We start from the raw sequence: 11,754 nt of genomic DNA, 5'->3' as shown, positions 1-11,754 counted from the left end.
GACGCGCATCACCGGCATGATCTCGGAGCTGCAGTCGAACGCGGCCGACGTGACGGGCGCGCTCAGCTCGATCACCGCCCTGATCGACCAGGTGTCGGACGTGCAGACGTCGATCGCGGGCGCGGTCGAGGAGCAGTCGGCCACCACGAACGAGATCTCGCGCTCGGTGTCGGACGTCGCGAACGCCGCCGCTCTCACCGACAGGGACGCGTCCGACGTCGTGGCGCACGTCGCGGAGGTGAAGGCGGCCTCTGCGGACCTGCAGAGGGTCGCGACCGCGGGCTGAACCAGGCCCCCGGCCACCCTGGACCGCCGAGGGGCGGCGCCGGGCTACCCGGGCGCGCGCCTCAGTCGTCGTCCACGTGGGACGCGAGGAACTCGTAGAGCTCCCTGTCGTCCACCCCTGGATACGTTCCGTGCGGCAGCGGCGAGAAGGTGTGCGTATGCACGCGCGCGCTCGCCCAGGCCCGTCCGCCCCACCGTGCGGCATGGTCGGAGTCGGGGGCGCGACAGCAGCTGAGGTCTGGGCATCGCGAGACCGCCCGATTGGTGGTCTCCCGCCCACGGAACCACTTGGACTCCGCGTACGGCACGCCGAGCGTGATCGAGTAGTCCCCCGGTGATCCCGCGCCGGTCTGCGTGGCCTCGAAGAACGTGCCGGCCGGGGTGTCCGTGTACTGGTAGTACTCGGTGGTGCGGGTGGTTCGCGCGAAGGCCTGGCGCGCGCTCCAGTAGCGGCAGACGATCTCCCCTTCGGTCGATCCCGTCACGTCGACGGGCAGCGGAAGCCCGTCGTTCTCGTACGCCTTCTCCACGGCGCCGTCTCCTGTGACGCGCAGGAAGTGGAGACGGATGCCCAGATGCGACGTCGCGAGGTTGGTGAACCTGAGGGCGGCAGCCTCGTGGGTCACGCCGAACGCGTCGCGGAAGTCCTCGATCGCGATGCGCCTCTCGTTCTTGGCCTTCTGGAGGAACTCGACCGAGGGCGCCTGCGGCATGAGGCAGGCGGCTGCGTAGTAGCTCGCCTCGAGCCGCTGGCGCAGGAAGTCGGCGTAGTCCGTGGGCGCCTCATGCTCGAGGATCACGTGCGCCATGGCCTGCAGCGCGAGCGAGCGCAGTCCGTGCCCGCCGGGGATCGACGCGGGTGGGATGTAGATGCGACCGCGATCGGGATCCAGCACCGACCGGGCCGAGTGAGGCAGGTCGTCCACGTGCACGATCGTGAGCCCGAGCCGTTCGGCCATCTCCGCGACGGACCTGTGGGTGAGCGCGCCGGTGGAGTGACCGACGGCGGCGACCGCCTCGTCGGCGACGCGCTCGATCTCGGGCAGGTGGTTGTCACGCTCGCGCATCCACCTCCGCTGCCTGGTGTTCGCGCGCCGCGCCTCCTCGGGGGTGGCGACGGCCTGGCGCGCGCGACGATCGAGCTCACGGTGCAGGCCGACGAGCGTCTGCAAGGTGTCGTCCGCCATCGTGCGGGACGGCCGGAGCTCCGGCAGGCCGAGCTCGCGGTAGGCGGGGCTCTTCTGGGCGCGTTCCAGCTCGATCTCGAGGCCCGAGCGCTCGTCGGGCGGCGACTCATCCAGCAGGTCGGCGACGGCGACGTCGAGTCGTGCGGCGATCTCGCCCAGCTGGCTGAGCCTTGGCTCGCGCCTGCCGTTCTCGATCAGCGACAGCTGGCTCGCGGCGATGCCGACGTCGGCGCCCAGCTGGTCGAGCGTGAGGCCCGCGGCCGTGCGGAAGTGCCGCACCCGTCGGCCCAGAGTGGTGAGATCGGCCATGAATTCACTCTAACGAAAGAATCGCGGAAATTTCGCGCGAAACAGGGGGTCAAGACCGCGCAGACAGGCTTAGCGTCGGAAGTACCGAGCAAGATTGACGAACGTTCGAGGAGGAACGATGACCGTCACCGCTAACCCCAGCGGCATCGCAGCACCGCCCCAGGCCGACTCCCGCGTCGTCGCGTGGGTCGCCGAGATGGCGGAGCTGGCCCGTCCGAACCGCATCGTCTGGTGCGACGGCTCCCAGGCCGAGCTCCACGGCCTCATGAACAAGCTCGTCGGCACCGGCACCGCCATCAAGCTCGACCCGCGCAAGCGCCCCGACAGCTACCTGGTGCGCTCCGACCCCTCGGACGTCGCACGCGTGGAGTCCCGCACCTTCATCTGCTCGGAGCGCGAGGAGGACGCCGGCCCCACCAACAACTGGGCCGAGCCGACCGCCATGCGCCGCACCCTCACCGACCTGTTCTGCGGGTCGATGGAGGGACGCACCATGTACGTCGTCCCGTTCTCGATGGGCCCCGTGGGCAGTCCGATGGCGCGCCTGGGGGTGCAGGTCACCGACTCCCCCTACGTGGTCGCCTCGATGCGCACCATGACTCGCATGGGCGACTCGGCGCTCGCGCAGATCGGACCCGACACCGAGTGGGTGCCCTGCGCGCACACCGTCGGCGCGCCGCTCGCCCGCGGCCAGGCCGACGTGCCGTGGCCCTGCAACGAGACCAAGTACATCTGCCACTTCCCCGAGGACCGCGAGATCTGGTCCTACGGCTCCGCATACGGCGGCAACGCGATCCTCGCCAAGAAGGCGTTCGCGCTGCGCATCGCCTCCGTCCAGGCGCGCGACGAGGGCTGGCTCGCCGAGCACATGCTCCTGCTGAAGGTCACCAACCCGCGCGGCAAGGTCTTCCACGTGGCGGCGGCCTTCCCGTCGGCCTGCGGCAAGACGAACTTCGCGATGCTCGCGCCCACGGTGCCCGGCTGGAAGGTCGAGACCATCGGCGACGACATCGCCTGGATCGCTCCCGGGCCCGACGGCCGGCTGCGCGCCATCAACCCGGAGGCAGGCTTCTTCGGAGTCGCCCCCGGCACCGGCATCAGCACCAACAAGACCGCCGTCGAGACGTTGTGGGGCAACACGGTCTTCACGAACGTGGCCCTCACCGATGACGGCGACGTCTGGTGGGAGGGGCTCACCGACGAGACGCCCGACCACCTCGTCGACTGGACCGGTGCCTCCTGGACCCCTGAGTCCGGGACCAAGGCCGCCCACCCGAATGCGCGCTTCACCGTCTCGGCGGCGCAGTGCCCCACCATCTCCGACGACTGGCAGGACCCCGAAGGTGTCGTCCTCGACGCCATCATCTTCGGCGGCCGACGCGCCAGCAACGTCCCGCTCGTCGCCCAGTCCCGCTCGTGGGAGCACGGCGTCTTCATGGGGGCGACCATCTCCTCCGAGCAGACCGCCGCAGCCGAGGGCACGGTCGGCGAGCTCCGCCGCGACCCGTTCGCCATGCTCCCCTTCTGCGGGTACCACATGGCCGACTACTGGCAGCACTGGCTGGACGTCGGCAAGGCCGTTCAGAAGGCGGGCGTCGAGCAGCCCGCGATCTTCCAGGTCAACTGGTTCCGCAAGGACTCCGACGGCAAGTTCCTCTGGCCAGGCTTCGGCGAGAACATCCGCGTCCTCGCCTGGATCCTGGACCGGCTCGAGGGTCGCGCCGAGGGCGTCGACTCCCCCGTGGGCGTGCTGCCCGCCTCGAAGGCCATCAACATCGACGGCGCCGGCGTCACCCCGGAGCAGTGGAGCGAGCTCTTCCGGATCGATGCCCGCGCCCACCTGGCCGAGTCCGACGACGCGGCCCGCTACCTGGAGACCTTCGGGGACAAGGTGCCCGACGAGATCCACCACGAGCTGAGGCTGCTGCGCGACCGCCTGCGCGGCATGCTCGAGCAGCACAGGAGCTCCGCGGCGTAGTTCGGGGGTTCGACCTCGCCGCGGCGACGGTGCCGGCGCCTTCCTTGAGGGGCGCCGGCATCGTCATGTCCGCACCCCTTCGCTGAGAGAGCGCTCCCCCACCTGCACGCGTTTGACAAGCCCCCGCGGTGCGAGTTTCGTGGGGCGTACCGGGCCCACACCCGGACCCGGCGCGTCGTTCAAGGAGGAGCGATGACCCTCAGCGCAAGCCTGCCGCTCACCACCCCGCCGGTCGCGCCCGAGCCGCTGGCCCGATGGGTCGCCGAGATCGCCGCCATCACCACGCCCGAACGCATCGAATGGTGCGACGGCAGCGAGGCCGAACGGCAGATCGTCATGAACCGGCTCATCCGCAACGGCAACGCGGTCCGCCTCAACCCGGCGATCCGCCCCGACAGCTACGTCATGCGCTCGGACCCCGCCGACCTGGACGACGCGGGCTCCCGGACCTACACGTGCAGCGTCGACCCCGCCGACGCGGGACCCTCGAACAACTGGGCCGACCCCGAGCACATGCGCAAGATCCTGCCCTCGCTGTTCGCGGGCGCCATGTCGGGTCGCATCATGTACGTGGTCGCGTTCTGCATGGGACCGCTCGGAAGCCCCATGGCGCGGATGGGCGTGCAGATCACCGACTCCGCGTACCTCGTGGCGAACATGCATGCCATGCTTCGCGTCGGGGATGACGTGCTCGCACGCCTCGACCCCGGCGCCTCCTGGGTACGGGGCGTCCACAGCGTCGGCCGTCCACTGCGTGACGGACGGCTCGCGTCCCCCATGCCCCGCAACCTCACCAAGCAGGTGTGCCACTTCCCCGAGGACAAGGAGATGTGGGCGTACGGCGCCGCCCACGGCAGCGCGAGCATCCTCGCGTGGAAGCCTCTCGCGCTCCGCTCCGCCTCGACGCTCGCGCGGGACGAGGGCTGGCTCGCCGAGCACATGGCGCTGCTGCGCCTCACCGACCCTGCAGGACGCCAGCGGCACCTCGCCGCCGCCTTCCCGCCCGGATGCGGCAAGACAGACCTGGCCACCCTCACCTCCACGCTCCCCGGCTGGAAGGTCGAGACCCTCAGCGATGACGTCGCCTGGATCGCGCCCGGCCCCGATGGACGGCTGCGCGCCATCAACCCCGAGGCGGGGATGTACGGCGTCGTGCCCTCCACCGGCACGGCCCTGGACGCCATCAGCCGCCACACCCTCTTCACCGACACCGCGGTGACCGACGACGGTGACGTCTGGTGGGAGTCGCTCGGAGACCCGCCCGCCACCGGCGTCACCGATTGGACGGGCCAGCGGTGGACCCCCGCGAGCGGCCGACCCGCGGCCCGCGCCCTCGCACGGTTCGCCGTCTCAGCGGACCAGTTCCCCGGCATGGCCGACTCGTGGGACGACCCCGCCGGGGTGGTGCTCGACGCCATCATCGTCGGCAGCCGACGCTCGCGCGCGGTGCCGCTCGTCAGGCAGGCACGCGACTGGGATCACGGGGTGCTCATGGGCGCCACCCTGCTCACCGAGGAGACCGTCAACGACTCGGTCACGGAGACGACGGAGCGGCACGACCCGTTCGGCATGCGCCGCTTCTGCGGCTACAACCTGGGAGACCACTGGCAGCACTGGCTCGACGTGGGCGACGCGGTGCGGGAGGCCGGAGCCGAGCCCCCGCCGATCTTCGAGGTGAACTGGTTCAGGACAGACCACGAAGGCCGGCTGCTGTGGCCAGGGTTCGGGGACAACGTCCGCGTGCTCGCGTGGATCGCTGACCGTCTGGACGGCCGCGCACAGGGCGTCGAGACGCCGGTCGGCACGCTCCCGGCTCCGGGGGCGATCCCACTCCAGGGAACCGAGGTGACCCCCGCCACGATGGCCGCGCTGCTGCGCCTGGATCCCATGGACCTGCTCGCCGAGTGCGAGGACGACATGCGCTACGTGGAGGCGTTCGGGGACCACACCCCGAGGCGGCTCAAGGAGGAGCTGTGCCGCACACGGACCCAGCTGCGGGCGATGCAGGAACGGCGCAGCAGCGCCGCGTGACGGCCGTCAGCCCTTGAAGGCGGTCGCCTCGATCTCGATCCGCATCGCGGGGTCGAGGAGGTCGCACTGCTGCATGGTCGCGGCCGGCATGACGTCGCCGAACCAGCGTCGCAGCGTGGGCCAGCATGCCTCGAACTCCGAGGCATCCGGCAGCAGATAGCGCACCCGGACCACGTCCGCCATGGAGAAGCCACCCTCCTCGAGCGCCGCGGCGATGATCGCGAGCGCGGCGTCGGCCTGCTCCGCGACGTCGTCACTCTCGGTGCTCGTGGTGCCCGAGACGAACGCCCAGTCGCCCTGCACCACGGCGCGTGAGTACCCGATGCGGTCCTCCCACGGACCTCCTGAGGAGATCAGCTTCCTGTCGCTCATGACGTCACGGTACGAGGCCGCTCGCCTGGGGGCCAGAGCCTGTGGACGGTGTCCGGCCCCTCGCGTCGACCGTCGTGCAGCCGGTCATGGCGTCGGCAAGGCCGCCTCGCGGGTCGATCCCGGCCCAGAGGACGAGCGTCGCCCCGTAGGCGTGGGCGGCGACCACGATGACCTCGGCGCCGAGGCCCACCCCTTCGACCGACGACCCCCACGCGGCCAGCCCGGCATACACGCCGGTCCCCGCGAGACCTCGCAGGACCGTCCGGCCTCGGCCAGGCGCCGTTCCCGTTCTGGTCTGGGGACGGAGCCACAGCGTCCGCTCCCCGATCGACGCGCCGGAGCCGCCGAGCGTCGGAAGCAACGCCACGAGCCCGCCCGCTCCCAAGGCGAGGGCATGCCGGCCCGCAGCCGCCGCGTCGGAGCCGCTCACCGGGGCGAGCCACGCGACCAGCTGGAAGACCGCGAGCGCCACTCCCCACACGATCACCAGGTCGATCACGACCGACGCGGCGCGCCTCAGACCCGACACCTCTCGTGGATCGAGCCGCTCGCGGGTGAGCCTGCGCGCGGCGGGCATCCACGACAGGACCAACGGCGCGATCAGCGCACCGAGCAATGCTCCGAGCGTGTTCGCGATCAGGTCGTCGATGTCAGCGACCCTGTACTGGCAGCCGATGAACGTCCAGCCTCCCGCGTACTGCGCCAACTCGATCCCGAGCGAGGCGAATGCTCCCGAGAGCACCGCGAGGATGAAGGGCATGTGGAAGTAGCGCCTGGCGAAGACGCCCCAGGGGATGAACAGCACGATGTTCATCACGACCTGAAGCACCGTGAACGACGTGAGGGATCCGATCAGCCCGAATCGGGAGACGGCCCACTGGATGTCCCCGATCGAGTGGGAGGCGTTCAGCTCTATCGCGCCTTCGTGGTCGGTCGAGCACCACGTCTCAGCGCCGGGAGTCGGGAGCAGGGTGTAGGCGACGAGCGCGACGCCATAGATCGAGACCAGTCCTGCGCCGAAGACTCGGCGGTAGTTCAACCCTCCGTAGGCGCGCACCTGGTACAGCAGCAGCGGCGTGAGCAGCACCCCCCACAGGGCTGCACCCGCGAGCACTGCCGCGAGCGCTGGCGACGCCCAGGTCTCGAACATGCGTCCGCCCGTCCGTCAGGACTCGGGGTCGTACTGGAACTCGCGGACCTCCTGGTCGCAACGGCACGCGTCGGCGATCTTCGCCGCCCACATCAGCGCCTCGTCGCGCGTGGCCACGTCCACGATGGTGAAGCCACCCCACAGGCCCTCGGTCTGCGGGTAGGGACCGTCCTTCACCGCACCGTCGGCCGTGACGCGCACCGGAGCGACGTCCTCGTTGAGCCCGCCACCGAAGACGTACGCGCCCGCGGCCTTGATCTCGTCGAGCGCCGCGTGCGCCGCACGTGCCACCTCGGGGAGGTCCTCCTCGGGGAAGACCATGGCCTCGCTGGGGAACGAGATGATGTAGCGCGTCATGGCCACACGCTAGTACGCACCCCTGAGGGCCGCGACGTCCGTACGATGCTTCCGTGCCCGTCGTCCGCGTCCCCCAGGTGAGCTGATGCCTCCTCGCTCCCCGCTACCGCAGCGTCACGGGCTGGACGCCGCGTGGGTGCGCATGCCCGGCCCAGGACTCGACGGCGCACCTCCTTGGGCGACGATCCGTGAGTTCCTGCTGGAGCGGCTCCCCGCGAAGGCAGAGGTGGAGCGGCGGCTCGCCGAGGGCGAGTTCGTGGACGACGCCGGGGTGGTCCTCACCGGCGACGAGGCCTACCGGCCGCATCGCTTCGTCTGGTTCCATCGCCCGCTCGAGCCCGAGGTGCCGGTCCCGTTCCCCATCGAGGTGCTCGACCGGACCGACAACCTGCTGGTGGTCGACAAGCCCCACTTCCTCGCGACCATGCCCCGCGGCGCGCACGTGCGGGAGACGGCGCTCGTGAAGCTGCGCGTCGCGCTGGATCTGCCAGAGCTCGCGCCCGCTCATCGGCTGGATCGCCTCACCGCCGGCGTGCTGGTGTTCACGACGCACCGTGCATGCCGCGGCGCGTACGCGAAGGTGTTCCAGTCGCGCCGCATGTCCAAGACGTACGACGCGATCGGCAGGTATGACGCGTCGCTCACCTTCCCCCTACGGCTCGTGGGGCGCATCGAGAAGGACCGTGGCGTGCTCCAGGCGCGGCTCGTCCCCGGAGAGCCCAACGCGGAGACGCTCGTGGAGGTAGTCGAGGTGCGCGGCGACCACGCGCTCTACCGGCTCACGCCCCTCACCGGCAAGACTCACCAGCTGCGGCTTCAGATGGCCGACGCGGGCCTCCCTCTCGTCGGCGATCCGCTCTACCCCGAGGTGGTGGAGGACGACCCGTCGGACTTCTCGTCACCGCTGCGACTGGTCGCGCGTCGGCTCCGCTTCACCGATCCTCTCGACGGGATCGAGCGCGACTACGTGAGCACGCGCGCGCTGGAGTGGCCCGCGGATCCACCGAGCCTGCCTCACCACCACGAGGGCTGACCCCGGCGTCGGAGCCCACGGCCCGCCGTTGGACGCGGCCCACGCAACCGCCTCCCAGAACTGGACCGACCGCGCTCGCGCAAAGACGCGGAATCGCTGCCGTACAAGTGGCGCGATGAAGCCACTCCTCGCCCAACTACTCAGCCTTGAGCGAGCACCTCAGGCGACGGGTCTTCAAGTGACTCCCGCAACTCGACACGAGTCCACGCGACAGGTGCGTCAGCGAAGATCGGGTCGAGAAGCAACCACATCTCAGTCGCGTCATCGCCCACGAAGTAGAGCTCGTAGCTGTAGTCACCGACATCGTTGCCATCGATCCAGCCTGCTCCGGCCTCCGCCAGCGCTGCATCGGCTGCCATCTCCGTGTCGAGGAGCGCATCCATGAGACCGGAGTCGAACTGGTCGTCCGTGTCCTCGAACATGACCACGACCCACTCATCAGGATCGGCCGCCACCATCTGGACTGGATCAGCGGTCGGCGCGGCACACCCACCGGCCATGAGCCCGACCACGAGTACGGAGAAAGAAGCGCTCCTGCGAGCGATGTGACGAAGCGTCATGGCGTGAGAGTAGCGGCACCCGGCCACCGAACACGGAATCTCCGTGAAGGAACGACGCCGCTGGCGCCGCCTCCCGCCTGCGAATGCGACTCCGCAGTGAACCTGAGCTCCACCGCGTTCCGTGGCCGGACTACGAGTCGCGTCGCCGAGTTCACGGATGTCGAAGCAGCACGCCCTCACCCCCAGTGAACTGGATGCCCGCGAAGGTCGATGCCCGCGCGACCTCGATGAACCCGAGCGCGAGGTGGAGGTCGATTGACGCAGGGTTGCGGGCATTCACCACACTGAACAGGGGCTCACCGGGGCTACCGTCTGCGCGAGCCTTGAGCACACATTGCAGGAGCCGGCTCGCGATCCCGCGTCGGCGACTCTCGGGGATGACCGTGAGACCCCCCACAAGCCACTCCGGGTGGCCGTGCGCCTCAATGACGGACCGCTGAGCTCCGCACCACCCGACGGCGTCGCCCGCACTCTCGGCCAGCAGGAGGACCGGGAGGCGATCGATGAGGCGCTGAGCTGCCTTCAGGTGATCGCTGGGCGTCCCACCTCGCGAGGACATCACCGCAGCCAGTCCCGGCGCGTCGTCCTGGGTCGCCGGTCTGATCTCGACAACCCCACCCCGCAGCTCTCCGTGCGCGCCGGGCTCGTATGCGACGAAGTCGCTCACCGCGCGCCCTCCCGTCGTTGCGCTCAGGCCACCTGCAGAGGAGTGATCGCGGCGATCTGCTCCGCAGCGCGATCCTCCGCAATGTCGAGCTCATAGTGAGTCTGGAGGTTCAACCAGAACTGAGCGGAGGTGCCGAAGTACTTCGCGAGCCGGAGCGCGGTGTCGGCCGTGATTCCGCGCTTGCCGTGGACGATCTCGTTGATGCGCCGAGGCGGTACGCCAATCGACACGGCAAGTCTGTTCTGAGTGATCCCGAATCCCTCGATGAAGTCCTCCATGAGAACCTCGCCCGGGTGGATGGGCGGAATCTTGTCAGTGGTAGTCAACGATCTCCACCTCCTCCGGTCCAGCATCGGTCCACACGAAGCAGATCCGCCACTGGTCATCGATCCTGATGCTGTGCTGACCAGATCGATCGCCCTTCAGGACTTCGAGCCGATTCCCCGGCGGCACTCTCAAGTCCTCGAGGGTCTCCGCGGATCCCAGCTGGCGAAGCGTGCGCAGCGCCACCCGCTGAATCCGGGGATCAAGCGACGGCACACGCTCACGACGCCACAGCCGCTCAGTGTCCTTGTCACCGAACGATCTGATCACGCCGAGAGTGTATAACGGCTCCCGTCAATAACGCTAGACGTTAAAGCGGAACTCGACCGCGTTCCGTAGCCGAATAACGTCTGCGTCCGCACTGGGCGCGAAGGGCACCTATGCACCGCGCAGTTCGGCCCGGAGGTCCCTTGCGATCAACCACGCATCGTCCTTCAGCGCATCGAACCGGGCGGCCTCGCGTCCGAGATACAGGTCGTTCAAACTACCCATGCCCCCATACGCGCCGAGCAGACGATCCAGACCGTGGGCATCTCGGCGCTGGATCTCGTTCCGAGCATGCTCAATCCAGTCCGCCCAGAACGGCTCATCCGAAGAGCGCAACAGCACGACCATCGATTCGAGCGTGGCGAGCAAACGGTCCACTTCGCCATCCGGCACAGGGTTCACCTGAGCCATAATTGCAGATCTCGCACACAAGCCAGCCGTGGAAGCGCCACGAGCCGCCGGTCCAAGAAGCTCCGATGTCTCGCCAGCGCTTGGCGTCTGTCGACCGCCAGGTGCTGCGGCAGCCCATGCGGACTACCGCCACGCGCCGGAAGCGACTACACGTTGAAGCGGAACTCCACCACGTTCCGTAGCCGATAAACGTCTTGAGCGAGCCGGGCTCGACGCAAAGCTGAGGCCGTTGCGCGGAGCTGCCTGATGAGCGATCGTCGGCTAGAGCGGCTTTGGCACGCTCCCGCGAAGGCCCATATCGTGAGCGCATGGCGGACACGGCCCGAAGGACCCCAATCGCAGGTTGGCGTGCCCTCTCATTCGAAGAGCGGGCCCTCGTCGAGGCCTGGCTGGCCACCTGGAACGGCCGCACGGGAGACACAGCAACACTCGGGCAGGACGCGAAGGCCCGACCAAGTTGCGGGTGTGGGACTTGCCCCTCATTCACCGTCAAGCCGCTTGTTCTCCACGAGTCCGGGCTTGCGCTCGATGAGCCCTACCTGGGTGAGGGCTACGCGGAAGGGACCGATGACGGGCCCGGGCCCGGGCTACTCGTGTGGGGTCTCAGCGATTCTCTTGCGCGCGACGAAATCGACTTTGAGATATATCCGCTCGATGATCAGCCCGTCGCGCTCCAGGGCCTTCGCTTCAAGTTCTCTCAGTAGGCGTTCAGGAGCGGTCGTCGCCGCAGATGGTCGCGGCCATCTAGACCTCGACATCCACGGGGCAAGCGCCATTCGCTAAACGTTAAACCTGAACTCCACCGCATTCCGTAGCCGAATAG

Annotated in this window: 13 protein-coding genes and 1 pseudogene; 5 read left to right on the top strand and 9 right to left on the bottom strand. The window is 69.1% G+C overall.

Features of this window, described 5'->3' with window-relative positions:
* A pseudogene (locus QQX04_RS14565) lies at positions 1-286 on the top strand (methyl-accepting chemotaxis protein); the annotation flags it as partial.
* 61 nt (positions 287-347) lie between these two features.
* Here QQX04_RS14565 and QQX04_RS14560 read toward each other — a convergent pair.
* Positions 348-1,781, bottom strand: a complete 1,434-nt coding sequence (locus QQX04_RS14560) for a helix-turn-helix transcriptional regulator (protein WP_301130450.1) — start codon at positions 1,779-1,781, stop codon at positions 348-350.
* 118 nt (positions 1,782-1,899) lie between these two features.
* Here QQX04_RS14560 and QQX04_RS14555 point away from each other — a divergent pair, with 118 nt between their 5' ends.
* Both QQX04_RS14555 and QQX04_RS14550 read left to right on the top strand, forming a co-directional pair.
* Entirely contained in the window at positions 1,900-3,759 is a 1,860-nt protein-coding gene (locus tag QQX04_RS14555) for a phosphoenolpyruvate carboxykinase (GTP) (protein WP_301130449.1), read from the top strand.
* Positions 3,760-3,951: 192 nt separating this feature from the next.
* Complete coding sequence (locus QQX04_RS14550; protein WP_301130447.1) at positions 3,952-5,790, top strand: phosphoenolpyruvate carboxykinase (GTP); 1,839 nt, start codon at positions 3,952-3,954, stop codon at positions 5,788-5,790.
* Positions 5,791-5,796: 6 nt separating this feature from the next.
* Here the strand turns inward: QQX04_RS14550 and QQX04_RS14545 are convergent, their stop codons facing one another.
* Genes QQX04_RS14545 through QQX04_RS14535 form a run of 3 tightly spaced genes read right to left on the bottom strand, consistent with a single transcriptional unit; the run spans position 5,797 to position 7,669 of the window.
* Positions 5,797-6,162: a RidA family protein gene (locus tag QQX04_RS14545; protein ID WP_301130446.1), complete on the bottom strand. Its 366-nt coding sequence runs from the start codon at positions 6,160-6,162 to the stop codon at positions 5,797-5,799.
* Positions 6,163-6,166: 4 nt separating this feature from the next.
* Positions 6,167-7,312, bottom strand: coding sequence for a VanZ family protein (locus tag QQX04_RS14540; RefSeq protein WP_301130444.1), 1,146 nt, complete (start codon positions 7,310-7,312; stop codon positions 6,167-6,169).
* A 15-nt stretch (positions 7,313-7,327) separates the two neighbouring features.
* A complete protein-coding gene (locus QQX04_RS14535; RefSeq protein WP_301130442.1) occupies positions 7,328-7,669 on the bottom strand; it encodes a YciI family protein in 342 nt (113 codons plus the stop codon).
* An 85-nt stretch (positions 7,670-7,754) separates the two neighbouring features.
* On the opposite strand from QQX04_RS14535, the gene QQX04_RS14530 reads away from it, so the two are divergent.
* Positions 7,755-8,702 (top strand): pseudouridine synthase, encoded by a 948-nt coding sequence (locus QQX04_RS14530; protein ID WP_301130441.1) that lies wholly within the window; start codon positions 7,755-7,757, stop codon positions 8,700-8,702.
* A gap of 140 nt (positions 8,703-8,842) precedes the next feature.
* On the opposite strand, the gene QQX04_RS14525 is transcribed toward QQX04_RS14530, so the two are convergent.
* The 5 genes from QQX04_RS14525 to QQX04_RS14505 form a co-directional block, all read right to left on the bottom strand.
* Positions 8,843-9,262 carry a hypothetical protein gene (locus QQX04_RS14525; RefSeq protein ID WP_301130439.1) on the bottom strand — a complete coding sequence of 140 codons (420 nt, stop codon included), beginning with the start codon at positions 9,260-9,262 and terminating at the stop codon, positions 8,843-8,845.
* Between the two features lie 151 nt (positions 9,263-9,413).
* On the bottom strand, positions 9,414-9,929 hold the full coding sequence (locus QQX04_RS14520) for a GNAT family N-acetyltransferase (RefSeq protein WP_301130437.1): 516 nt from the start codon (positions 9,927-9,929) through the stop codon (positions 9,414-9,416).
* A 23-nt stretch (positions 9,930-9,952) separates the two neighbouring features.
* On the bottom strand, positions 9,953-10,255 hold the full coding sequence (locus QQX04_RS14515) for a HigA family addiction module antitoxin (RefSeq protein WP_301130435.1): 303 nt from the start codon (positions 10,253-10,255) through the stop codon (positions 9,953-9,955).
* Positions 10,242-10,523, bottom strand: coding sequence for a type II toxin-antitoxin system RelE/ParE family toxin (locus tag QQX04_RS14510; protein WP_301130434.1), 282 nt, complete (start codon positions 10,521-10,523; stop codon positions 10,242-10,244). Before QQX04_RS14510 ends, QQX04_RS14515 begins: the two co-directional genes overlap by 14 nt.
* 108 nt (positions 10,524-10,631) lie before the next feature.
* Positions 10,632-10,922 (bottom strand): DUF6966 domain-containing protein, encoded by a 291-nt coding sequence (locus tag QQX04_RS14505; RefSeq protein WP_301130432.1) that lies wholly within the window; start codon positions 10,920-10,922, stop codon positions 10,632-10,634.
* Positions 10,923-11,239: 317 nt separating this feature from the next.
* On the opposite strand from QQX04_RS14505, the gene QQX04_RS14500 reads away from it, so the two are divergent.
* A complete protein-coding gene (locus QQX04_RS14500; protein ID WP_301130431.1) occupies positions 11,240-11,635 on the top strand; it encodes a hypothetical protein in 396 nt (131 codons plus the stop codon).
* Positions 11,636-11,754: the final 119 nt, after the last annotated feature.

Source organism: Demequina zhanjiangensis (genome assembly GCF_030418315.1).
GTDB lineage: Bacteria > Actinomycetota > Actinomycetes > Actinomycetales > Demequinaceae > Demequina > Demequina zhanjiangensis.
Note: the sequence above shows the minus strand (reverse complement) of the source record. Positions and strands in the feature narration are given on the sequence as shown.